The 21,681-nt window shown below is 69.9% G+C and carries 23 protein-coding genes and 1 tRNA gene; 11 read left to right on the forward strand and 13 right to left on the reverse strand.

Annotation, left to right across the window (positions count from 1 at the left end; genetic code table 11):
- The first annotated feature begins 44 nt into the window (after positions 1-44).
- Positions 45-118: transfer RNA gene (locus tag HNR20_RS16340), tRNA-Thr, on the forward strand.
- 17 nt (positions 119-135) lie between these two features.
- Here HNR20_RS16340 and HNR20_RS16345 read toward each other — a convergent pair.
- A complete protein-coding gene (locus HNR20_RS16345) occupies positions 136-330 on the reverse strand; it encodes a hypothetical protein (RefSeq protein WP_221309820.1) in 195 nt (64 codons plus the stop codon).
- A 632-nt stretch (positions 331-962) separates the two neighbouring features.
- Between HNR20_RS16345 and HNR20_RS16350 the strand changes: the two genes are divergently transcribed.
- Positions 963-1,232, forward strand: a complete 270-nt coding sequence (locus HNR20_RS16350) for a hypothetical protein (protein ID WP_184180792.1) — start codon at positions 963-965, stop codon at positions 1,230-1,232.
- A gap of 456 nt (positions 1,233-1,688) precedes the next feature.
- Here HNR20_RS16350 and HNR20_RS16355 read toward each other — a convergent pair whose 3' ends face one another.
- Positions 1,689-2,432, reverse strand: coding sequence for an LPXTG cell wall anchor domain-containing protein (locus HNR20_RS16355; RefSeq protein ID WP_184180794.1), 744 nt, complete (start codon positions 2,430-2,432; stop codon positions 1,689-1,691).
- A gap of 531 nt (positions 2,433-2,963) precedes the next feature.
- Here HNR20_RS16355 and HNR20_RS16360 point away from each other — a divergent pair.
- Positions 2,964-3,254, forward strand: a complete 291-nt coding sequence (locus HNR20_RS16360) for a hypothetical protein (protein WP_184180796.1) — start codon at positions 2,964-2,966, stop codon at positions 3,252-3,254.
- Here HNR20_RS16360 and HNR20_RS32915 read toward each other — a convergent pair.
- The 3 genes from HNR20_RS32915 to HNR20_RS16375 form a co-directional block, all read right to left on the reverse strand.
- Positions 3,196-3,711, reverse strand: coding sequence for a contact-dependent growth inhibition system immunity protein (locus HNR20_RS32915; protein WP_229687015.1), 516 nt, complete (start codon positions 3,709-3,711; stop codon positions 3,196-3,198). The two genes, HNR20_RS16360 and HNR20_RS32915, sit on opposite strands and share 59 nt — an antisense overlap.
- Entirely contained in the window at positions 3,689-4,255 is a 567-nt protein-coding gene (locus HNR20_RS16370) for a GNAT family N-acetyltransferase (protein ID WP_229687014.1), read from the reverse strand. Before HNR20_RS16370 ends, HNR20_RS32915 begins: the two co-directional genes overlap by 23 nt.
- A gap of 67 nt (positions 4,256-4,322) precedes the next feature.
- Positions 4,323-4,811 carry a DUF4190 domain-containing protein gene (locus HNR20_RS16375; RefSeq protein WP_184180798.1) on the reverse strand — a complete coding sequence of 163 codons (489 nt, stop codon included), beginning with the start codon at positions 4,809-4,811 and terminating at the stop codon, positions 4,323-4,325.
- A 342-nt stretch (positions 4,812-5,153) separates the two neighbouring features.
- Between HNR20_RS16375 and HNR20_RS16380 the strand changes: the two genes are divergently transcribed.
- Positions 5,154-5,735, forward strand: coding sequence for a hypothetical protein (locus HNR20_RS16380; RefSeq protein WP_184180800.1), 582 nt, complete (start codon positions 5,154-5,156; stop codon positions 5,733-5,735).
- A gap of 47 nt (positions 5,736-5,782) precedes the next feature.
- On the opposite strand, the gene HNR20_RS16385 is transcribed toward HNR20_RS16380, so the two are convergent.
- Positions 5,783-6,400, reverse strand: coding sequence for a pyridoxamine 5'-phosphate oxidase family protein (locus HNR20_RS16385; RefSeq protein WP_184180802.1), 618 nt, complete (start codon positions 6,398-6,400; stop codon positions 5,783-5,785).
- A 168-nt stretch (positions 6,401-6,568) separates the two neighbouring features.
- On the opposite strand from HNR20_RS16385, the gene HNR20_RS16390 reads away from it, so the two are divergent.
- From HNR20_RS16390 to HNR20_RS16400, 3 genes are read left to right on the forward strand one after another with little or no spacing between them, the layout of a single operon-like run.
- Entirely contained in the window at positions 6,569-7,072 is a 504-nt protein-coding gene (locus HNR20_RS16390; protein WP_184180804.1) for a DUF2231 domain-containing protein, read from the forward strand.
- Positions 7,072-7,623, forward strand: a complete 552-nt coding sequence (locus tag HNR20_RS16395; protein WP_184180806.1) for an Hsp20/alpha crystallin family protein — start codon at positions 7,072-7,074, stop codon at positions 7,621-7,623. Before HNR20_RS16390 ends, HNR20_RS16395 begins: the two co-directional genes overlap by 1 nt.
- Positions 7,624-7,631: 8 nt before the next feature.
- Entirely contained in the window at positions 7,632-8,741 is a 1,110-nt protein-coding gene (locus HNR20_RS16400; protein ID WP_184180808.1) for a glycosyltransferase family 9 protein, read from the forward strand.
- Positions 8,742-8,747: 6 nt separating this feature from the next.
- Here HNR20_RS16400 and HNR20_RS16405 read toward each other — a convergent pair whose 3' ends face one another.
- Complete coding sequence (locus tag HNR20_RS16405; protein ID WP_184180810.1) at positions 8,748-9,626, reverse strand: glycosyltransferase family 2 protein; 879 nt, start codon at positions 9,624-9,626, stop codon at positions 8,748-8,750.
- Complete coding sequence (gene rfaE2, locus HNR20_RS16410) at positions 9,623-11,512, reverse strand: D-glycero-beta-D-manno-heptose 1-phosphate adenylyltransferase (protein ID WP_184180812.1); 1,890 nt, start codon at positions 11,510-11,512, stop codon at positions 9,623-9,625. Before rfaE2 ends, HNR20_RS16405 begins: the two co-directional genes overlap by 4 nt.
- Positions 11,513-11,734: 222 nt before the next feature.
- On the opposite strand from rfaE2, the gene HNR20_RS16415 reads away from it, so the two are divergent.
- Positions 11,735-13,411, forward strand: a complete 1,677-nt coding sequence (locus HNR20_RS16415) for an MDR family MFS transporter (RefSeq protein WP_184180814.1) — start codon at positions 11,735-11,737, stop codon at positions 13,409-13,411.
- Between the two features lie 43 nt (positions 13,412-13,454).
- On the opposite strand, the gene HNR20_RS16420 is transcribed toward HNR20_RS16415, so the two are convergent.
- Positions 13,455-14,303, reverse strand: a complete 849-nt coding sequence (locus tag HNR20_RS16420; RefSeq protein ID WP_221309821.1) for a helix-turn-helix domain-containing protein — start codon at positions 14,301-14,303, stop codon at positions 13,455-13,457.
- A 150-nt stretch (positions 14,304-14,453) separates the two neighbouring features.
- Here HNR20_RS16420 and HNR20_RS16425 point away from each other — a divergent pair, with 150 nt between their 5' ends.
- Positions 14,454-15,572, forward strand: a complete 1,119-nt coding sequence (locus HNR20_RS16425) for an NAD(P)/FAD-dependent oxidoreductase (protein WP_184180818.1) — start codon at positions 14,454-14,456, stop codon at positions 15,570-15,572.
- 184 nt (positions 15,573-15,756) lie between these two features.
- Here HNR20_RS16425 and HNR20_RS16430 read toward each other — a convergent pair whose 3' ends face one another.
- Positions 15,757-16,389 (reverse strand): TetR/AcrR family transcriptional regulator, encoded by a 633-nt coding sequence (locus tag HNR20_RS16430; protein ID WP_184180820.1) that lies wholly within the window; start codon positions 16,387-16,389, stop codon positions 15,757-15,759.
- Positions 16,390-16,515: 126 nt separating this feature from the next.
- Between HNR20_RS16430 and HNR20_RS16435 the strand changes: the two genes are divergently transcribed.
- A complete protein-coding gene (locus HNR20_RS16435) occupies positions 16,516-17,550 on the forward strand; it encodes an aldo/keto reductase (protein WP_184180822.1) in 1,035 nt (344 codons plus the stop codon).
- 35 nt (positions 17,551-17,585) lie between these two features.
- Here the strand turns inward: HNR20_RS16435 and HNR20_RS16440 are convergent, their stop codons facing one another.
- Entirely contained in the window at positions 17,586-18,077 is a 492-nt protein-coding gene (locus tag HNR20_RS16440; protein ID WP_184180824.1) for an NUDIX domain-containing protein, read from the reverse strand.
- 56 nt (positions 18,078-18,133) lie between these two features.
- Between HNR20_RS16440 and HNR20_RS16445 the strand changes: the two genes are divergently transcribed.
- The gene (locus tag HNR20_RS16445; protein ID WP_229687013.1) at positions 18,134-19,783 is read left to right on the forward strand and encodes a fatty acid--CoA ligase; all 1,650 of its coding nucleotides are present in this window, start codon (positions 18,134-18,136) and stop codon (positions 19,781-19,783) included.
- Positions 19,784-19,969: 186 nt separating this feature from the next.
- Here HNR20_RS16445 and HNR20_RS16450 read toward each other — a convergent pair whose 3' ends face one another.
- Together HNR20_RS16450 and HNR20_RS16455 are read right to left on the reverse strand one after the other, a co-directional pair.
- A complete protein-coding gene (locus HNR20_RS16450; protein ID WP_184180826.1) occupies positions 19,970-20,980 on the reverse strand; it encodes an NADPH:quinone reductase in 1,011 nt (336 codons plus the stop codon).
- A 28-nt stretch (positions 20,981-21,008) separates the two neighbouring features.
- Entirely contained in the window at positions 21,009-21,662 is a 654-nt protein-coding gene (locus tag HNR20_RS16455) for an HAD family hydrolase (RefSeq protein ID WP_184180828.1), read from the reverse strand.
- Positions 21,663-21,681: the final 19 nt, after the last annotated feature.

The following is a 21,681-nucleotide window of genomic DNA, read 5'->3' on the forward strand; positions in this document are numbered from 1 at the left end:
CGTTCGGTCGGGTGCCACGGGGTGCCGTACACTTGCTGATCGTTGCCGCCTTAGCTCAGTCGGCTAGAGCGACGCACTCGTAATGCGTAGGTCGACGGTTCGATTCCGTCAGGCGGCTCGGTACAGAAGCCCAGGTCATCGGCCTGGGCTTCGCCGTTTCCCGAGGTCGATCACACCGCCATCGGTGGTGCCGGTCCGCAGATAGTCCGCACCCCGCGCCGTGAACGCTTCGTCCAGTCGGGTGGCGACCGCGTCCAGGTCGTCCCCGAACAGGCCCGCGTACACGTCCAAGGTCATCGACGCCGACGCGTGCCCGAGCATCCGCTGCATCCGAGAGCCGGTATCGACTCTTCTCGACAAGTGCAGCTACTCGCCAGCCGGATGGTGCGATCTGCGGAAGCGCGGCAGCGGCAACGAGTACGAGTGCTGCGGCTACATCCGAGCCCTTGAAGAAATAACCGCCCTTTGCTTGCAGCTAACTACTTGGTTCCGCGAGGCAAGGGTAGAGATTCTTAATGGCAACAAGGCTGCCCCAGTCCTCAATGAGGACCCGTTCATTTGGCTCCTGAATTTCGCGCCACCCGTAAATTACGAAGAAGCCGTAAAATGGAGAATGGAGGAAATCGAGCGCGATCGCAATTTCCGATTGCGAATCACTCGGGAAAGAAACGAATTGCGGACGAAGGGAGGATCGATGAGCCTGAAGCAGTACGCCTCCGCCGATACCTCAGAGGGCCGCGAGCAGCCTGGATCCACCTGAGTTGGCTGTACAGCCATCCGTACAGCCAAGACCACCTGCCGACGCCGACACCACCCGACAACGACGGACGGGCTGACCAGGTGCGCAGCCACCCGACCAGCCTTCCGCGATCTTCTTCTAACCCTCAGGCCGTGGAGCCTCCTCGGAGATCCGCCAGCGCTGTGGGTGCGTTGCCATTGCCAGCTCGGCCACAATCAGACCTATGGACGGAGCTCCCGACGATGCGAGCGGCAGCCAGCGCAACCGGTCGTCCCGCTGGCTTCTGTGGCGGCCGCGTGAGCCCAGCTGGGTACCGATCGCCGGGCCGACGGCCAGCACGGATGTTCCGCTGGCGCTTGACTACGTGCTCATTCAAATCCTGGTTGCGATGTACCTGGCGCTCCAGTGGATGGTCCTGGTGCTGATCGCGCCAGTGGTCTTCGTAGTCCGAACTTGGCGGCCGGTCACGGGCCATAAGCGGGTGCGTCGGTGACCGTCAAGGCGGGGCGCGGGCGCGGCGGTCATCAGTCCGCATCTAGTCCGCAAGAGGTCGACGGACGGCGGGGGAGTGGTATGAGATGTCGAGAGGCATTTCCGCAGCTAGGACGCCATACGCCCAGGTCTGCGGGTCGCCTACCTTGATCTCGTAATGCGTAGGTCGACGGTTCGATTCCGTCAGGCGGCTCGGTACAGAAGCCCAGGTCATCGACCTGGGCTTCGCCGTTTTCCGGGGTCGATCACGCCGCCGTTGGTGGTGCCGGTCCGCAGAGACCGTGGCAGCGAGGTATCCCGGGTGGACGTGGTCGGGCGGGCCAGGTCCGACGTTCGGCCTCTCGCCGAAATGATCGACTCCATATCGCCGATGTGGGGGCATCAGAGGCGCGGGACACCCCCACATCAGCGACGTCGTGTCGATCATGCGCCCATCGAGCCGGGCGCGTCGGGCGAGCTACGCCACGAAGCTGGAGCGGCGTCGGCGTCCGATCAGGTAGCCCGCGCCGCCGAGGAGCAGAAGCGCACCGCCAATGCCGGCCACGGTCGCGGTGTCGGCACCGGTCACGGGCAGCCCGCCGCCCTCGCCGCCGGGGCTGGCGGAGGAGGCAGCGGTCGGTGCACCGGTCGTCGTGGCGCTGGCCGTGGCGCTGGGCGCCGCGCTGGCCGTGGCGCTGGGCGTCGCACTGGGCGTGGCGCTCGGCGTCGGCGTGGGCTGAGACGCGCAGTCAAGCGCACGTGCGGCGTAGAGGCCGTCGTTCAGGTAAGCCAGGTAGTCATCGACGGCCGCGCTGCCGAGCACCTTCTGCGCGGCCGCATCCACGTTGGTGCCAGCGTCAGTCAACGTCCGGACCACCGAGATCCGCAGAGCCACTGACCAGGCGTCAAGCACGCCTTTCTTGAGGAATGCGCGGAGATCATCCTCCGTGCCTTTCAGCCGGTCCTGTATTGCTCCAGGCAAAACGGGCAACTTTTCGGCGTTTGCCGTGGCCAGGATCTGGGCGGTCAACACCCGCAGCTCTTGATTGGTGGCGGTATCCAGATCAATGGTGACAAGCTCGCGGATATCCTTGTACACCTTGCGCTCGACCGTTTGGCAGGATTCGTTCAGCCCTGGCGATTCGGTTTGAGCCACCGCCGGTGCCGCCGGAATCAAAAAGGCCAGCGCCACTAGGGCGCCGGCCGGAAACTTCCATCGCATGTGGGTCTTCCTCCCCGTTGAAGATCAAAACATGGAGATATTACCGTCGGTGGGCGGAGGCGCAAGAAGGAATCCTTCCACAAGGGATGAAAGACCCACCACCGAGATCATTTCGTTAGGAACTCTTAGCAGGCTGGGCAGTTCCCGCCGTGTCCCTCTGGCCGGCGTTGCCGGTTGGCGGGGCCTGCCCGTGATGCGCGCCCCGCATCCCCGCCACGGCCTCGTCGCCTGTCAACGGAGACCTGACGTGGAGGCAGGTTGCCGAAGCGAAGCCAGTGGAGACTACCTGCGGGACGTGGGAAGGGCTTGATCGATCCGGCTAACGTCTCAGCCATGCCCCTCTTTGGCCGGAGTCGGCGGCGAGCGCCCGGCCTACCGCTATGGCCCAGATTCACGATATTTGGTGTCATAACCTCGACGGCGCTCTTCCTGGCGGGTCTGTTTGCCGATCTGGGACCGCCGCCGCCGGCCGGCGAGTTGGTCCCGGGCACCGTGGTCTCCGTTGAGGCCGACCGCAGCGGTCGACCTGTCTTGGCCCTGCTACAGGTCGAGGCAAGCGACGGACCGGTCTTCTGCGGCATCGACCGGAAGTCGTTTCCCGGGCAGCGCGTCCCTCCGCTGCAGACGCGGATGACCGTGGACTACACGCCCAACGCCTGCGCTCCCGCGCCAGTATCGCGGGCGTTGCCGCGTTGGCTGCTCCTCTCGATCGGCGGTGGCGGACTGGCGCTGATGGTGGCCTACCTGCGCCGGGCCGGGCCGGTCACCTGGGATCGCTTCGTGGGGGCATGGACCCGCGGCTACATCGGGCGGGGAGCCTAGCGGCTGCGCTCTCATCGACCAAGGAACCGCACGATGGCGTCGCGAAGCAGTCGGTCCGGGTCGCGAGGCTTGAGGTCAGGGTCGGAGAAGGGGGACTGGCAACTAGCTCAGCCAGCACAGTTGCCAGTCGCTGCCGTTCCGCTCGTAGGCTCGGCCACGCCGAGTCAGGTAGCCGCAGCACGTTGGAGAGCAGGTCACCCGGGTAATAGTCGCCCTCAGCCAATGGATCGCTGAGCAGAACTTGTACCGCGCGGGCCAGCAAGGCGGGTACGCCAATTTCTTGCCCGAGCATGATGCGCAGGTCCTCGACCGTGAACTCGGCCAGCGGCTTACGTCGCAGATCGGTGCAACGCCGGATGAGAAATGTGGCTTCCGGTCCGGGATCCGGCCAAACGTCCCGCTCAAGCTGCTCGATCGTCGTCACGTGATTGCTCTCATGCGTCTCTGTGTCGCGCATGCAGGTGGCCGTCGAGCGGGAATGTGGGCGGCGCTGCGGGCAGGACTCTGTCGAAGTCGTACCGGCTTTTCTCCGCCACTCGGCACGAGGCCGGGTTGTCCACCTGATGCAGGAGTTCAAGACGCTTCAGTCCATCGTGCCCCAGCATGTCGAAGGCCCAGCCGGTGAGAGCTTCCAGCGCGCGCGGCGCTACACCCTTTCCGCGCGCGTGCGCGGCCGTCCAATAGCCCACCTCGGCCGACGGTTTGCCGGGGGCGATCTCCTTCAGGACCACGTTGCCCACCAACTGTCCGTGGGGCGAATCGTGGCCCGTTTCGAGGACCGCGAAGCCAAGTCGGTCTCCCGATGCCCAGCCCCGCTGCTGGGCCTGTACCCACCGCATCGCGTCAGCATCGTCCTGCACTGCGAAGGTCGCCCAGCGACGCATCGCGGGATCCTGGCACACCCCGACCAGCGCGGGCACGTCGTCCATGCGCCAGGGGCGCAGCGCCAGGGCAGGGGCGGTGGGCATCGCGACCGTGTGCAGTACGACGGCTTCAATCACCAGTCGAGCGTAGGACGACACCGTCACCGGACCTGCGGCCACCTCCGGCGGGCGAGGTGTTGCAGGGCTAGGAGGTGATTAACCCGAGGCCGAACAGGGCCGTGAGGATGACCCCGGGGACGACGAAGATGTAGCCGAGGATCAGGCCCGCGATCGCTATCCCGTGTCCGCCCCGCTCGCCCCGCTTGGTCGCCGCCGTCGCCATGTGGCCAAGGATCACGGCCGCGACGCACGGGACACCGAAGAGACACCAGCCGCCGAGCACGCCGACGAGCCCCGCGATCAGCGAGGCGACCGCCAGGCCGGACGTCGGTGGCGGGGTGACAACGACCGGGAAGACCGGCGAGAAGGGCGCCACCGGGTACGGGGGCGCCGAGTACGGCTGCGCCGGGTACGGGGGCGCCGAGTATGGAGGCGCCGAGTATGGGGGCGCGGCGTACGGCTGCTCGGGGTATGGCTGCGCCGCGTACGGCTGTGCCGGATGAGGAGGCGCGGAGAACGGCTGCGTCGGCTGCTCCTGCGACGGCTCGTGGTCGTGCGGCGACGGATACGACATACGTTCATCGTCTCGATGCCCACGCTCCGCCGGTACATCCGATCGTATCGACAGGGCTGCCAACGTGAGCATCCTTCTCTCGCATATCGCACCGTGATCAGCGAGCAAGACGCGCGGGGCAGGGCGGGAGAGATGCTCGGGGCCATATCCCGTCGGGTGGCTCCAGGGGTGCGGCCCTGACCAGCAGGAATGCTGATCAGGGCCTCGATTGTGTCCATGCGGCCGTGAATCGTCCCCCGAACTCGATGCCTGGCATCCGTTGGGCCGATCGGCGAAGTCTCCGGGCAGCGCTAGCATCCGACCGTGATGACGGGGGCTTCGATGGATACGAACCGGCCAGGGGTGAACGTCGTTATCGGGTCCAGTGTGCTGCTTGGGCTGAGTGGCCTCGCCCGGCTCGCGCAGGTGGCGGCTGAGGCGGTGCAGGAGAACACCTACCTGAGGGCGCACGAGGAGGTGGGCACGTCGAGCGGCTTCGGGGCCTTGCCGATGCTGTTCCTCCTAGGCGTCGGCTTGGTCGTGGCCCTGACCGCCCTCGCCATCCTGGTGCTGGCGTTGGCCAACCTTGCCGGTCGAAACTGGACCCGGATCGCCACCTGGGTCATTGGCGGCTTGACGGTGGCGGTGTCGGGCGGTTGGCTGGTTCTGGCCTTCCTGCTACCCGGCGAAGGCGATGTCTCGGCCGGCACCGAGGCGGCCCGGGTCAATGAGATCGCCGGTCAACTGATGCCCGCGTGGGTCGAGCCGGTAAGCGCCGTGTCGGGAATCATGGCGTCGCCAGCGCTGCTGGTCGCCCTCATCCTGCTTGCGCTCCCGCCCGCCCACGCCTTCTACCGGTGGCGTCGCGGGGAGTGGGACCCGTCGTATCCCGACGAGACGACCCGGCCTCACGGCGTACACCTCCGCATCAACCAGCAGGTCTAGCTGGTGATTCGGTGGTGCACTGGGTGGCCCGAAACGCCAAGGGGGGATCAGGCGTAGATGTTCTTGGCGTACTCCGGGCCGTAGTGCCGTTCCAGGTCTGCCAGGCTCTCCACCGGCGCCTCGACCTCCTTGATCAGGCGGGCCCGGGACGGCAGCACGTCGGGCTGCCAGGTCTCCGGCTGCCACAGCGCGGACCGGAGGAACGCCTTCGCACAGTGGTAGAAGATCTGCTCGATCTCCACCACCACGGCGAGCACCGGCCGGTGCCCCTTGACCACCATTTCGTCGAACCAGGGCGCGTCGCTCACCAGGCGGGCACGCCCGTTGATCCGCAGCGTGTCGGTCCGCCCGGGGATCATGAAGAGCAGCCCGACGTGCGGGTTGTCGAGGATGTTGCGGTAGCCGTCGGCCCGCTTGTTGCCCGGCCGCTCCGGCAACGCGATGGTCGTGTCGTCCAGCACCAGGGCGAACCCGGCCGGGTCGCCTTTGGGTGAGACGTCGCAGCTACCGTCCGCGCCGGCCGTGGCCATCAGGCAGAACGGCGAGGCGGCAAGCCAATCCCGGTCCCGTTCGTGCAGGCGGGGGCGGTCCTTGTTGGCGGCCCGCGCGGTCGGCACCCCGAGCAGGTTGCGCAACTCCTCGTGGGAGGTGATCTCCACCGTCACGTTGATCCTCCCTCAACCGTTGACCCGGTGGCGGGCACCACCATTCGTGAGCCTAATCCGCGGTGACCAGCGCGAGGTTTGTGCCTGGTTCGTCGGGGGTACGGCCCCCTCGACGCGCCCGCCGAGACGAGACCATTCCGTAGGACGCCGACCAGTGGAGGCCGGGACATGGAGAGCCGACTCAAGGTGCTGGGTCATCCAGTCCATCCGATGCTGGTCATGTTCCCGGTGGCGTTGCTGGCAACGGCGGTGCTGTTCGACCTGGTCGACACCGTCGGTGGTCCCGATTTCCTCGGCGAGGTCGCGTACTGGAACATCACGGTCGGCCTGATCGGCGGCCTCCTCGCGGCGGCGGCCGGCTCGTTCGACCTGCTGGCCATCCCGACCGGCACCCGCGCCAAGCGGGTGGGTCTGCTGCACGCGGGCGCCAACGTCGCGGTGATCCTGCTCTTCGCCGCCGTGTGGGCCGTCCGGCTCAACGCGGACTCCCGAGCCGCCGGCGGCGCGCTCGTCGCCATCGAGGTGGTCGCCCTGGCGATCCTCGGCATCAGCGCCTGGCTCGGCGGGGAGTTGGTCGACCGGCTCGGCGTGGGCGTCGATCGTGACGCAGGCCTGGACGCGCCCAGCTCGCTACGGCCGCCCTCGGCCGCCCAGCGGATCGGAGAGGTGTGATGAGCGAGCAGCAGTCCGGCGGCTTCGGTCGGGGCTGGCGCGGAGGCCGGCAGCAGGGCTGGGACCCGATGGGGGAGTTGCAGTCGCTGCGCGCCGAGCTGAGCCGGTTGGTCGGTGGTCGGGCCGGGGCGTCCGACGTCGAGTTGACCGAGACCGAGGATGGCTGGGAGGTCGTCGTCCGACTGCCCGGGGTGGCGCCGGAGGAGGTGGCCGTCGAGCTGGACGATCGCGAGTTGTGCGTGCGGGCCCGCTCCGAGGCGGAAGTCAACGCCGACCAGGGCATCCCCGGCGGTTTCGAGACGCGCGGCTTCGAGTACCGCATCAACCTGCCGTCGCGGGTCGACCCGGAGGCCATCGACGCCGTCATGGACCACGGCCTGCTCCGGGTCCGGTTGCCCCGGGCGACCCGGCCCGCGCCGCGCACCATCACCGTGGGCCGCACCGGGCCGCGCTCCGGCGACCTCTCCACGGGTACGCCGATGCCGGCCGATCCCGCCGCGGACCGGGAGTTGCACCGCCCGGACACCGTCGGCGAGATCGATCGACAGTAGCGGGCCGCGTGGTCACTCCGTCCGTGCTCGGCCCGACCGCCGAGCGCCTTCCCGACGTGCAGCGGATCGCGGTACTGCGCGCCAACGCGCTTGGCGACTTCGTGTTCGTCCTGCCAGCGCTGGACGCGTTGCGTGCCGCGTACCCCTTGGCGGAGATCGTGCTGCTCGGCGCGCCGTGGCACGCGAAGCTCTGGCGCGACCGGCCCGGCCCGGTGGACCGGGTGCTGGTGGTGCCCCCGGCGCCCGGCATTCGAACGCCGGAGGCGGGCGAGCCGGAGTCGTCGATGGACGACTTCCTGGCCGCCGCCGTCGGTGAGGGTTTCGACCTGGCGGTGCAGATCCACGGTGGCGGCGCCAACTCCAATCCGCTGATCAGCAGCCTCGGCGCCCGGGTGACCGTCGGCCTGCGCGCCGACGACGCGCCGCCGTTGGACCGCTGGCTGCGCTACGTCTACTACCAGCACGAGGTGATCCGCTACTTGGAGGTGGTGGCCCTGGTGGGAGCACCGGCGACCACCATCGTGCCGACGCTGGCGGTGACCGACGCCGACCGGGCCGAGGCGGTCCAGGTGCTCGGACCAGCGGGCCGACCTCGGGTGGCGCTGCATCCCGGCGCCTCCGACACCCGCCGCCGCTGGCCCGCCGAGCGCTTCGCCGAGGTGGCCCGCGAGCTGCATGGTGACGGCTACGAGGTGTTGGTCACCGGCACGCCGTCCGAGCAGGAGGTGGTGGACCGGGTGGTCGGCGCGGCCGGGGTGCCGGTCCGACCACAGGTGGGCACGCTCAGCCTCGGCGGGCTGGTGGGTTGCTATGCCGAATGCGCGCTGGTCGTCTCCAACGACACCGGCCCGCTGCATCTGGCCGCCGCGGTCGGCGCCCCGACGGTGGGCATCTTCTGGGTCGGCAACTTGATCAACACGGCCAACCCGTTGCGCGGACGGCACCGGCCGATCTGCTCCTGGACCGTGCACTGCCCGGTGTGTGGGGTGGACTGCACGCCGGGCATCTACCCGCACCGGCCCGGCGACGGCGAGTGCCCGCACCGGGATTCGTTCGTCACCGACGTACCGGCTGTCGAGGTGCTGGAAGCCGCCCGCGAGTTGCTCCCAGCGGAGTAACGGCGCTCAGGCCGGCTGTGGGGTGTCCTCGTCGGCGAGGACGACCTCCCACGCCTCCACGTCCCGGTCGGTGACCGTCGTGGGGGATTCCAGGTGGTACGCGCCGCTGGGCAGGATGCCCGCCCCGCCGTCGCGGGCCAGCACCGCGAGCTGCGCGGCGACGTCCTCGCCCTGGTGCTTCTCCTGCACCCGACGCCAGAAGTCGAACCCACCCGCGGCGACGAGCTTCGCCCGGTCGTAGAGCACGCACCCACCGATCCAGGAGACCTTGTACGCCCGCCACGCGCCCGGCGGCAGCGCCAGGTGCTCGGTGATGTGCAGCAGGTTGGCCGCCGAGTGGATCCGAGCGCGGTTCCACTCCGGGGTGTCGGGTCGAATCCGCTCCGGTGTGGGAGGGCCGGTCCACTCCTCGTAGTGCCCGTGCGAATCCGGCCGCACGTCGTCGGCGTAGGAGAGCCCGTGCACGCCGTTGCCGACGAAGCCGCAGCCCAGCTCACCGATCGCCGTGACCAGTCGGTGCAGCGCACCCGGTTCCAGCCAGACATCGTCGTCGAGGCTGAGGACGTACCGGGCGGTCGAGGCGGCGAGCAGGTACGCCCGGTGTTCGGCCAGCCCACGTCGGGGCAGCCGGCGGGTCAGCAGCACCGGGTGACCCCGGTGGCGCAGCGCCCGGACCATGGTGGCCGCGGCGGGATGGGCGTACGCGGGCTCGCCGTCGGACTGGTCGCTGACGACCACCCCGAAGCCGGGCACCCCGTCCTGAGCGGCGAGCCCGCCCAGGGTGACCGCCAGTTCGGCGGGCCGGTTCCGGGTCGGAACCAGCACGTCGACCAGCCGGTCGGTGCGGAACTCCTCCGGGGTGCCGGGGTCGAGGGGGCGGTTCACGACGCCTGGGTGCGGGAGCTGAGCGACGGGTCGGGCTTCCGATCATCGGCGTACGCCGCCGGGTCGGGCTCCCGGTCCTGGCTGTGTGACCGGATTCGCTCGATGATCGCCGACGTGGACCGGTCCGGCACGTACCCCAGGGTGTGCACCTGGCCGCCCAACCGGCGCACCAGCGGCGCCTCCGGCACCAGCTCCGGCGGGTAGTCCCCGCCCTTGACGTAGATGTCCGGCCGGACCGCCTCGATCAGCGCGGCCGGCGAGTCCTCCTCGAAGACCACCACGTGATCCACACAGGCGAGCGCGGCGAGCAGGGCACCTCGGTCCTCGACCGGGTTGACCGGCCGGTCCGGGCCCTTCAGGCGACGTACGCTGCCGTCCGAGTTGACCGCCACGATGAGCAGGTCGCCCAACGCGCGGGCCTGCTCCAGGTAGCGCACGTGCCCCCGGTGCAGCACGTCGAAGCAGCCGTTGGTGAACACCACCGACCGTCCCGCCTCGCGGTACTCGGCGACGATCGCGTCCAACTCGTCGCTGCCGACCAGGGCGGGGTGACTCATGGTCTCGGTCGGCTGGTTGAGCGCGGTGAGCAGGTCCTCTCGCCGGCACACGCAGGTGCCGGTGTCGGAGACGGTGATGGTGGCCGCCAACTGGGCGAGCTGGGCGGCGGTCGGCAGCGGCGCGTCGGCGGCCAGGGCCAACGTCATCGCTGCCAGGTACGCGTCACCCGCGCCCACGGCGTGGCTCGCCGGGACCGGGGTGCTGTGGCTGCGTCGCGGCTCTCCATCGGCGCCACCGACCACCGCGCCCTCGGTGTCCAGGGTCACCGCGACCACGTCGGCGCCGGTGTGGGCGCGCAGCTCGGCGAGGCGCGACTCGGCCAGGACGGCACGGTCGACGCCCTCCCCGGCCTGGGTGTTCACGGTGACGCCGGTGCCGGTGACGCTGAGCCCGTCGCCGGTGAGGGCCACCCGGCCCTCGCTCGGGGTGGGCTCACCGACCGGCCCCGGCCGATCGGCTCGCGACGGCTCCAGCGGCGGCCGATCGGCTCGCGACGGCTCCAAGGCCGGCCGGTCGGTGATGTCGTCGGCGTGTGCCCCGCCCGGGGCCGCGCCAACGGTCAGTTCGGACGGGCCATCGGCCGGGTCGCCGTGGGGGTGTTCCAGGTGCAGTTCGGTCCCGGCAGTCGGTCGGGCCGCACCGCCAGCCCGGGCCAGCAGCCGGGTCGCCTCGGCGAAGCTGGGGGTGACCACGGTCGGCGCGAGGCCCCGCCAGTCGGCCAGGTCGTGGGCGTCCAGCGCGACGGTGGCGTACCGCTCGCGATGCTCGACCAGCCACGCGCGGACCGGCGCGGGCAGCGCGCCCAGGCCGTAGTCGCAGACCACCAGGGTCGGTGCCTCCCCGCCGGCGGCGGCGCGCAGTTCCTCGGTGGCGCAGTTCAGGGCGGTGAGCAGCCGGGTCACGCCCTCCGGGTCGAGTGCGTCGTCCGGGTCGCCGGAGTCCTCGCGCAGCAGGATCTGGTTGCCGGCCAGCATGCGCCGCTTCACCGGGGTGGGCCGTCCGGGCTGGTTGACCGTGCGGTCCCAGACGCCAGCGCGGTCCAGACAGTCGTGCAGTTCGTCGCCGGCCACGTCGGCACCGACCGGTGCCACCAGCACCGCCCGGCCGCCGAGGGTGGCGACGTTGACCGCGGTGTTCGCGGCCCCACCGGCGGCGGAGATCCGTCGGCGCAGAGTGAGGACCGGGGCGGGCGCCTCCCGGCAGAGCCGGTCCGAGTCGGCGAACCGCCATTCGTCCAACATGGCATCGCCGACGATCAGGACTGGGCGTCCGAGCCAGCTCTCCACGACGGTGGCGAGCCGGCGCTGTTCCGCTGCTGCTCCTGCCATACCTCCCCGGGTCCCCCGCGCCCTCCGGGCCAAACCTGCACGGTCGCCGGTGTCCAACGCCGGACCTTGACGTTGTTCACAAGGTGCCCTTCCTTGTCCGGTCGGGCTGTCTTGGGCGTTGGCGGCAGGAATCGCCGCTGGTGGCGCCGCTGACCACATGATCAACAGGGTGATTTTGCTGGGCCCGGCGCATGTTCTGCGGCTCGCGGGATAGAAGGGCACATGACCACCGAAGCCTCCGCCGCGCCGGTGCTGAATCGTCAGCAGATCCGGCTGCTCATGCTCGGTCTGATGACCGGCATGCTGTTGGCCGCACTCGACCAGACCATCGTCGGTACGGCCCTGCCGACCATCGTTGGTGAGCTGGGCGGGATCAACCACTACTCGTGGGTGGTCACCGCGTACCTGCTCGCCTCGACCGCGTCGACACCGCTGTACGGCAAGATGGCCGACCTGTACGGGCGCCGACCCGTCTTCCTCTTCTCGATCGGCACGTTCCTGGTCGGGTCGTTGCTGGCCGGGCTCTCGCAGAACATGACTCAGCTGATCATCACCCGGGGCATCCAGGGCCTCGGTGCCGGTGGTCTGCTGACGCTCGCGTTCACCATCATCTCGGACGTGGTGTCACCCCGGGAGCGTGGCCGCTACCAGGGTCTGTTCGGCGCGGTCTTCGGGATCTCGTCGGTGGCCGGGCCGCTGGTCGGTGGTTACTTCGCGGAGACCGACTGGCGGTGGATCTTCTACATCAACGTGCCGCTGGCGATCCTGGCCATCGTGGTCTGCTACCACGTGATGCGGCTGATCCCGTTCGAACGCCGGGACCACTCGATCGACTGGCTCGGTGCCGGTCTGCTGGTCGCCGGGGTGAGTTGCCTGCTGCTCGCGCTGAGCTGGGGCGGCAACGAGTACCCCTGGGGCTCCGGGGTGATCATCGGCCTCATCGTCGCGGGTGCGGTGCTCGCCCTGCTGTTCGTGCTGCAGGAGGCCCGGGTCGCCGAGCCCATCCTGCCGTTGCGGCTGTTCCGCAGCGCCACGTTCGCGCTCGCCAACTCGGCCGGCTTCGTGCTCGGTCTGGTGATGTTCGGGTCGATCATCTTCATCCCGCTGTACCTGCAGATCGTCAAGGGCGCCTCGCCGACCCGAAGCGGTCTGCTGATGCTGCCGATGATGGCCGGCATCATCATCACCTCGATCCTCACCGGTCGGGCGATGAGCCGGATCGGCCGCTACAAGTGGTTCCCGGTGGCCGGGGCGGTGACCCTGGTGGTGGGCATGCTGCTCTTCACCCAGCTGCACGTGGCCACCTCGCTCTGGCTGGCGTTCGGCTTCATGGCGATCATCGGCATCGGCCTGGGCCTGTGTATGCAGTCGCTGGTCCTCGCCGTGCAGAACGCGGTCTCCGTCCGGGACCTGGGCGCCGGCACCTCCTCGGCGACCTTCTTCCGGTCGCTGGGCGGTTCGTTCGGCGTGGCGATCCTCGGCACGCTGCTCTCCACTCGGCTCAACACGCAGCTGGCCGACCGGCTGCCCGGCGCGATCGCCCAGCTTCCGCCGGAGCAGCAGGCCGCGGTGGCGGCCAGCGGCGGCACGAACATCTCGATCAACGACCCGGCGACGATCATGGCGTTGCCCGGTGCGGTGCGGGCGGCCATCCAGGAATCGTTCGTCGAGTCGCTGCACCTGGTCTTCCTGACCGCCGGCCTGGTCGCCATCGTGGCGGTGCTGGTCACTCTGGCACTGCCCAACAACACCCTGCGGGGAGCGGGCCCGCAGGGTGCCACCGGCGGCGCCGACCCGCTGGGCGGTAAGGCCCCGGCCGCGGGAGGCAAGCCACTGACCCGCGAATCCAAGGAGGAGGCCGCTGCCGACATGGAGGCCAAGTCCCAGACGATGATCTGACCACGTTCACCGACCGCCCCGGGCCCGCCCGGGGCGGTCGGTGTCATCCGGCCACGAGGCGTAGCGGTTGGCTGTTGAGGCGGTCGAGCGCGGCCGAGGTCGCCGCGTCGGCAGGCAGATGGACGAGCAGACGCTGGTCGTCGTCCGCGGGGAGTTCGAGGGTCTCGTACGCGAGCCGGAGCATGCCGGCCTCGGGATGGGCCAGCCGGAGGATCCCGCTGGGCTTCGCCAGGCTGGGAACCGTGTCGACGCGACGGGTGAAGTCGGCGCCCGCGGTGACGGTCAGCTCGTCCGCCAGGGCGGCCATCGGCGGATAGGCCCGGAACGGGCCTTGCTTGAGGGCGGCGACCTGCTCGTCGGCGACGTGGTACCAGTCGGGGTACGCGCTGCGCGCCCGAGCGTCGGTGAGGACGAACCGGGCGAGGTTGGGCTGTGCCGCGTCCAGCAACCCGATCGGTCCGACCAGCCGAACGTAGCCGGCGGTGTGGGCGAGGATGTCGCCGAGCTGGTTGAGCAGCACCGCCGGCGTGGGTTCGAGGCGGTCGAGCAGCGCCTGCACGGTCGGACGTACCTCACCTGTCGGGGTGCTGTGGCCCCGGCAGTTGAAGGCGGGATCTGCCGCCTTGGTGAGGCGGTGCAGGTGGACGCGTTCGCTCCAGTTCAACCGGAGTGCGTTGGCGATCGCGGCCAGCACCTGCGGAGACGGTCGGCGGTCGCGGCCCTGTTCGAGTCTCGTGACGTACTCGACGCTCACGTCGGCGAGGGCCGCCACCTCGGAGCGGCGTAGCCCGGGGGCCCGGCGGCGCGGCCCGGTGGGCAGCCCCACCTCGGCCGGCGTCACCGCTTCACGGTGGACGCGCAGGAACAACCCAAGCTCGTTGTCGCTCACCATCCGAACGTAACAACGTCGGCAATCCCGATGGTGTCCCTGCCACTACCAGCTTCAGTCCGGCCTCCCTGACCTGCTGTCAGGTGACGACCGTTGAGGACGGCGCCCGACAGCGGTCGAGCGCAATTCCTCGGCTGGTAGGAGTTGAAAGTCATGAGTCGTACGGTTGCGATCGTCGGCGGCGGTTACGGCGGTGTGGCGGTCGCCAAGGCGTTGGAGTCGCACGCCGATGTCGTCCTCATCGACCCTCGGGACGCGTTCGTCAACGTTGCGGCATCCCTGCGGGCACTGACCCGGCCGGACTGGGCCGGCAACGTGTTCTTCCCCTTCGACACGCTGCTCACGCGGGGCACGGTGATCCGCGACCGAGCGGTCTCGGTGGATCCTGGCGGGGTCACTCTGGCCTCAGGCCAGCGGGTCGCGGCGGACTATCTGGTCCTGGCCACCGGCTCCAGTTACGCCTACCCGGCCAGACCCGACGCCGACTCCATCGACGAGGCGCTCGACGACCTGCGCCAGACCCACAAGGAACTGGCCAGCGCGGAGCGGGTGCTGATCCTCGGCGCCGGACCGGTCGGGTTGGAGTTGGCCGGTGAGATCAAGGAGGTCTGGCCGGACAAGCACGTGACCATCGTGGATCCGGCCGAGCAACTGCTGCCCGACTTCACGCCGGAGATGCGTGCTGACCTGCATCGGCAGCTCGACGAGTTGGGCATCCAGGTGCGACTGGGCACCGCCCTGGCCGCGCCGGTGGCGACCGAGGCGAATCGGGCCGAGACCTTCACCGTCACCACCACCGACGGCGACGAGATCACCGCCGACATCTGGTTCCGTGCCTTCGGCCTGCGCATCAACACCGGCTACCTCACCGACGGTCGGCTCACCACGCTCACCTCGCAGGGGAGGGTGCCCGTCACCGAAACCCTCAACGTCCGCGTCGGGCCCGACCAGATCCACGACCACGTGTACGCGGTCGGCGACCTCACCGATGTCGCCGAGGACAAGATGGCCGCGTACGCGTTGCAGCACGCCGAGGTCGTGGTGCAGAACATCACCGCGCAACTGCGCGGCGAGCAGCTCGCGGCCACCTACCAGCCCATGCCGTACCCGATGATTCTGGTCCCACTCGGGTCACGTCACGGGGTTGGTCAGATGCCCACGCCCGACGGCCCGGCGGTCGTGCCTGCCGCGACGGTCGCCGAGTACAAGGGTGCGGACCTGTTCACCAGCCGCTTCACCCAGCAGTTCGGCCCCACAGCGGCCCGCAGCTAGCGCATCTGCGGCGGTCGGCAGCGGTCCAGGCGTGCTGACCGCCCCCGCGCGGGCCGCGCCCGCTTGATCGACTCAAGATCGGCGATGTGGGGGTGTCCGAGCGCCGGGATGCCCCCACACCGGCGACCTGGTGTCGATCAAGCGCCCGGCTCGCCGGTCGTGCGGGTTGGGCGAGCGGTCGGGGTCAGTTGGGGCGGCGGTACGCGCCGTACCACCAGGTTGCGGCCAGCTCGCGGGCGGCCGCGGCATCGGTCTCGGGGTCGGCCGAGGTCGTGCTGACGTGGTCGGCGAGGAAACGGTCACCGCCGTACACGATCAGTCGACTCGCGGTCTCCGCGTCGAGGCTCGTGGGGGTGCGCCCGGCCTGCTGCTCGACGCGGAGCACCTGCACGGTGCGCGCCACGAACCGCTCCAGCCCGGCGGTCCAGTACTCCCGGACCACCTCGTCGTACGCGGCGACCTCGCTGATCGCCGCCAGCACCGGGGCGTACGTCCGGTAGATCCGGATCACGTCGGAGAAGACCTCGGTGAGCACTGCGAGTTGATCGCCGGGCCCGCCCGGGTCCCAGCCGCCGGTCCGGTCGAAGGAGCTCTCCCGCATGGTGCCGGCGAGGCGCATGAGCAACTCGCTCTTGTCCCGGAAGTGGGTGTAGAAGGTCGACCGCGCCACCCCCGCCTCGGCGGCGATCCGTTGGACACCCAGATCGGTGAAGCGGACCCCCTCCTGAAGCAGCCGCTCGGTGGCCGCCAGGACCCGTGCTTCGACGGCGGCTCGCCCGTCGGGGTTGCTCGGGCGGCGGCGGGTGATCGAGGGCATAGCCGAGATCTTAGGTGGCCGTTGGGCAGGTCGGCGACGTACGCTCGTTGCCGGACATGTTGTCCGACATAGTGACCGATGGAGTGCCCGGACTTGGCCTCCAACCCATCACGAGGAGCGAAAACCGTGAAGTACCGGCTGTTGGGCACCACCGGGGTCTACGTCTCGGAGATCTCACTCGGCGCGATGACCTTCGGCGGTAGCGGGCACCCGCTCTGGGGCACCCTTGGCGGGCTGGCGTTGCCCGAGGTGCAGCGGCTGGTCGACACCGCGCTGGACGCCGGGGTCAACTTCGTCGACACCGCCGACGGCTACAGCGACGGCGAGAGCGAGGAGTTGCTCGGCAAGGCGCTCGGCAAGCGGCGTCGCGACGTGGTGCTGGCCACCAAGGTGCACTCGCGGACCGGTCCCGGCCCGAACGACGTCGGCACCTCCCGGCTGCACATCATGCAGAACCTGGAGGACAGCCTGCGCCGGCTGGGCACCGACCACATCGACCTGTACCAGATCCACAACTTCGACCAGGTCACTCCCATGGAGGAGATGCTGCGCGCGTTGGACGACGCGGTCCGGCAGGGCAAGGTCCGCTACATCGGCGCCGCCAACTTCGCCGCCTGGCAACTGTCCAAGGCGCTGGGAATCTCCGCCCGGGAGAAGCTGGCCGGCTTCGTCTCGGTGCAGGAGTACTACTCCCTGCTGGGTCGGGACGTCGAGCGCGACGTGGTGCCGATGGCGCTCGACGCGGGCATCGGGCTGACCGTGTGGAGCCCGCTCGCCGGTGGGTTCCTCTCCGGCAAGGTCAGCCGGGACGGCGCCGTCGCCGACAGTGGCGCCCGCAGCGCCCAGCCTGGCTACGCCAGCTTCACGCCGTTCGACCCCGACACCGCCTTCGGCGTGGTCGACGTGCTCAAGGGCGTTGCCGAGCGGCACGAGGTCAGCCCGGCCCGGGCGGCGGTCGCCTGGCTGCTGTCCCGGCCGGCCGTGACCAGCGTGATCGTCGGGGCCCGCAAGCATGAGCAACTGGTGGACAACATCGCCGCCTCGGACCTCACGCTGACCGCGCAGGATCTCGCCGAACTGGACGAGGTCACCAAGCTGCCGGTCGCGTACCCGAACTGGATCCAGGAAGGGTTCTTCGCCGGGCTCCGCTACCCGCAGTGAGGCATGGCCTCGGGGTCGGTGACCCCGGGGCTTACCTACTTGAGGATCAGCCGGTTGGTCTGCTCGAAGACGTCCAGGTCGGCAAGCGTTTCGGCGACCGAGGCGGAGAGTGGGGCGGGGAACCGGTCCCGGGGGAAGAAGCCGGCGTCGGTGGTCTCGTCGGTGGCCCGGGCCAGTTGCCCGTCCCACTCCTCCACCTTGAAGGCCGTCGTGAAGACCTGGTACGTGTGCCCGTACATGTTGGTGCTGGTCCGGTCCGGGCCGGTGTAGAGGGCGAACGCGCAGACCCGCAGCGCGCGCAGCCCGGTCTCCTCGCGGACCTCGCGCACCGCGCAGTCGGCGATCGACTCGCCCAACTCCATCGCCCCGGCCGGCATGGCCCACTGGCCGTTGTCCGAGCGTTGGATCAGCAGGATGCGTCCAGCGTTGTCGCTGACCACGGCACGGGCGCCGACGAACATCAGCGTCCGATCCCCGGCGAGCGCGCGCAACTGCCCCACGTACGAGTCGGCCCAGGAGATGCTCACCTGCGACAATTTACGGGGGTTCCCAACGTGTGACCGCCGACACTAGCTTGTTACCCATGCGTAGCACGATGATGGACGCCCCTCTGCAGGTCTCCCGGATCCTCGAACACGGCGCAGGAGTGCACGGCACGGCCGAGGTGGTCACCTGGACCGGCGCCGAGCCCCGCCGGATGACGTACGCCGAGGTGGGCCGCGCCGCTGCGCGGCTGGCACACGCGCTGCGTGACGAGTGCGGGGTGACCGGCGACGAGCGGGTCGCCACGTTCATGTGGAACAACAACGAGCACCTGGTGGCCTACTTCGCGGTGCCGAGCATGGGTGCCGTGCTGCACACGCTCAACATCCGACTCTTTCCCGACCAGGTCGTCTACATCGCCAACCACGCCGAGGACCGGGTGGTGCTGGTCGACAGCACGCTCATCCCGCTACTGGCCCGGGTGATCGGCGAGTTGACCACGGTGCGGCACGTGGTGGTGGTCGGCGGCGGCGACCCGGCCCCGCTGGTGGCGGCGGCCGGAGCCCGGATCACCGTGCACCACTGGGACGCGCTGCTCGCCGACCGGCCCGAGGTGTACGACTGGCCCGAGGTGGACGAGCGCGACGCCGCGGCGCTCTGCTACACCTCGGGCACCACCGGCAACCCGAAGGGTGTGGCCTACTCGCACCGGTCCATCTACCTGCACTCGTTGCAGGTCTGCATGCCGGAGGGTTTCGGGCTCGGGCCGACCGACCGGGAGCTGGCCATCGTGCCGATGTTCCACGCCATGTCGTGGGGTCTGCCGTACGCGGCCTTTCTCTCCGGCGCGTCGCTGATCATGCCGGACCGGTTCCTCCAGGCCGCGCCGATCGCCGAGATGATCGCCGCCGAGCGGCCCACGCTGGCCGGGGCGGTGCCGACCATCTGGACCGATCTGCTGGCCTACCTGGACACTCACGATGTGGACACCTCGTCGCTCACCGAGGTGATCGTGGGCGGGTCGGCCTGCCCGCCGGCGCTGATGCACGCGTTCGACGAGCGGCACGGTATCGACGTCATCCACGCCTGGGGGATGACCGAGATGTCCCCGCTGGGGTCGGTCTCGCGTCCGCCGGCCGGTGCGACCGGCGAGCAGGCGTGGCGGTACCGCTACACGCAGGGGCGGGTGCCGGCGGGCGTGCAGGCGCGGATCGTCGGCCCGTCGGGCGAGCCGTTGCCCGCCGACGGAAAGTCCGTGGGTGAGCTGGAGGTCCGTGGGCCGTGGGTGACCGCCCGGTACGTCGGTGACGACGCCCCGGACGAGGAGAAGTTCCGCGACGGCTGGCTGCGTACCGGCGACGTGGGCACGCTCTCGCCGGATGGCTACATCATGCTGACCGACCGCGCCAAGGACGTGATCAAGTCCGGGGGTGAGTGGATTTCGTCGGTGGAGTTGGAGAACGCGCTGATGGCCCACCCGGCGGTGCTGGAGGCGTGCGTGGTGGGTGTGCCGGACGAGCGGTGGGACGAGCGACCGTTGGCCACCGTGGTCGTGCGGGAGGGCGCATCGGTGACCGCGGAGGAGCTCCGGGACTTCCTGGCCGGCTCGGTGGCTCGCTGGCAGTTGCCCGAGCGCTGGGCGTTCATCGACACGGTGCCGAAGACCAGCGTGGGCAAGTTCGACAAGAAGGTCGTCCGTTCGCGGTACGCCGAGGGCGAGCTGACCGTCCAGGAGCTTTCCGCCCCGTAACGTTTTCTCAAGCACTGCCGCCTGTTCGGGTGGAGTGCTCCTGGAACATTCCTCCGCAGGGGCGGCCCCGGCGTTCGCACCGCGCCGGGGCCGCCCGTTCCACGCGGGGCGACCCGCACCGTTATTGTTGCGAAACTTGTTCGCCTTTGTCCCGATGACGGGGAAATTGGGTGGTCAGCGACCGGATCAGGCGTCGCTGGTGGTGATGAGCACCTTGCCCACCGTCGAGTCCTCCACCGCCTGGTGCGCGGCGGCCGTATCGGCCAGGGAGTAGTGGTGCAGCGGCAGGCCGGCGTCCGCGCCGACGCGGACGGCACCCTGGTTGGCCGCCGCGGCCACGTCCTTCACGCCCTGCGCCTTGGCCGCCCTCGGCTCCGTGTAGACCAGCACGAACTGCCAGCGCGCGTTCGGCGCCATCATCGCCCGGATCGGGATGCTCACCTCGCTCCCGCCGTCGTCGGCGTACATGCAGACCGCGCCGCCGTGCCGCAGCACCTGCACGTCGATCGAGGCGTTGCGGGCGGGGGCCACCTCGACGATGGTGTGCACCCCGTCGGGGGCGATCTTGCGGACCTCCTCGACCACGTTCTGTTCCCGGTAGTTGATGACGTAGGAAGCGCCCGCCGCCGCCGCGAGCTGCGCCTTCTCCGCACTGCTAACCGTCGCGACCACCGTGGCGTCAGCCCAACGGGCGAGCTGGATCGCGGCGTTGCCGACCGCACCCGCACCGCCCTGCACCAGCACGGTGTGGTCGGCCAGCGCACCGGCGCGCAGCGCGTCCGGCATGTACTCGCCGGCGGTGAGACAGCGGTGCGCGGTGAGGAACGGGATGCCCAGGGCAGCCCCCACCTCGAACGACGCGTCACCGAGGCGTACCGCCTGTCGGACCGGCACCAGCGTGTACTCCGCGGCGGTGCCCCACGGCCGCTGATAGGCCGCCTCCCAGATCCAGACGCGCTCGCCGATCAGCTCACGGTCGACCCCCTCGCCGACCGCCTCCACCACCCCCGCGCCGTCCTGTCCGGGGATCTGCCAGCCGTTCGGCGGGGAGTTGCGGCGGGACTTCCAGTCGGTCGGGTTCACCCCGGAGACCGCCATCCGCACCAGCACCTCGCCGGCACCCGGCTCCGGCACCGGCCGGTCGACCAGATCAAGCACCGAAGGGTCGCCGTTGCGCTCGTACACGATGGCCTTCATCCGTGGTCTCTACCCGGCTCGGCCCGCGTCAACCCAGGTCGTCCACCAGCTCCGGGGTCAGCTCACCGATCGCGCCCAGCGTCACCACGGCCAGCCGGGCGGCGTCCGGGTCGAGAGGGTACGAACCGTGCGGCACCGCCACCACCCGCATCCTCGCGGCGGCGGCCGAGCGCACCCCGTTGGAGGAGTCCTCCACGGCCACGCAGCGGGTCGGATCCATGTCGAGGCGCTGCGCGACGGTCAGGTACACGTCCGGCGCGGGCTTGCCCCGCTCGGTCTGCTCGGTGGAGAGGGTCGCGTCGAACGCGTCGGTCAGGCCGGTGGCGGCCAGCGCCGCCTCGATGAGCCGGGTCGGCGACGAGCTGGCCAACCCCAGCGGCCACCGCGCGGCCAGCCGGCGCACGACCTCGTCGGCGCCGGCGATCAGCGGTACGTGGTCCCGGTAACGCCGGGTCATCTCCTCGACCACCTCGTCGGCGACCTGCGCCGCGGTGCGGTCAACGCCCAGCTCGCCGCTGAGGTAGTGGGCCCACTCTCCCGTGCTCATCCCCATCAGGCGGCGTTGCGTGTCCGGCTGCCACGTCCCGCCGTGCGCCGCCACGTACGCCCGGCGGACCTCCTCCCACACCGGCTCGGAATCCACGATCACGCCGTCCAGGTCGAAGACCACCGCATCTGCCACGGGCCCATCCTGCCCGACC

This window comes from Micromonospora parathelypteridis (genome assembly GCF_014201145.1).
In the GTDB taxonomy this organism is placed as follows: Bacteria; Actinomycetota; Actinomycetes; order Mycobacteriales; family Micromonosporaceae; genus Micromonospora; species Micromonospora parathelypteridis.

Bases quoted from the DNA above. Each gene is read 5' to 3' on its own strand.
- HNR20_RS16345 (WP_221309820.1), bottom strand. From the start codon at position 330: ATGCAGCGGATGCTCGGGCACGCGTCGGCGTCGATGACCTTGGACGTG.
- HNR20_RS16350 (WP_184180792.1), top strand. From the start codon at position 963: ATGGACGGAGCTCCCGACGATGCGAGCGGCAGCCAGCGCAACCGGTCG.
- HNR20_RS16355 (WP_184180794.1), bottom strand. From the start codon at position 2,432: ATGCGATGGAAGTTTCCGGCCGGCGCCCTAGTGGCGCTGGCCTTTTTG.
- HNR20_RS32915 (WP_229687015.1), bottom strand. From the start codon at position 3,711: ATGCGCGACACAGAGACGCATGAGAGCAATCACGTGACGACGATCGAG.
- HNR20_RS16375 (WP_184180798.1), bottom strand. From the start codon at position 4,811: ATGTCGTATCCGTCGCCGCACGACCACGAGCCGTCGCAGGAGCAGCCG.
- HNR20_RS16390 (WP_184180804.1), top strand. From the start codon at position 6,569: ATGGAGAGCCGACTCAAGGTGCTGGGTCATCCAGTCCATCCGATGCTG.
- HNR20_RS16395 (WP_184180806.1), top strand. From the start codon at position 7,072: ATGAGCGAGCAGCAGTCCGGCGGCTTCGGTCGGGGCTGGCGCGGAGGC.
- rfaE2 (WP_184180812.1), bottom strand. From the start codon at position 11,512: ATGGCAGGAGCAGCAGCGGAACAGCGCCGGCTCGCCACCGTCGTGGAG.
- HNR20_RS16415 (WP_184180814.1), top strand. From the start codon at position 11,735: ATGACCACCGAAGCCTCCGCCGCGCCGGTGCTGAATCGTCAGCAGATC.
- HNR20_RS16420 (WP_221309821.1), bottom strand. From the start codon at position 14,303: ATGGTGAGCGACAACGAGCTTGGGTTGTTCCTGCGCGTCCACCGTGAA.
- HNR20_RS16425 (WP_184180818.1), top strand. From the start codon at position 14,454: ATGAGTCGTACGGTTGCGATCGTCGGCGGCGGTTACGGCGGTGTGGCG.
- HNR20_RS16430 (WP_184180820.1), bottom strand. From the start codon at position 16,389: ATGCCCTCGATCACCCGCCGCCGCCCGAGCAACCCCGACGGGCGAGCC.
- HNR20_RS16445 (WP_229687013.1), top strand. From the start codon at position 18,134: ATGCGTAGCACGATGATGGACGCCCCTCTGCAGGTCTCCCGGATCCTC.
- HNR20_RS16450 (WP_184180826.1), bottom strand. From the start codon at position 20,980: ATGAAGGCCATCGTGTACGAGCGCAACGGCGACCCTTCGGTGCTTGAT.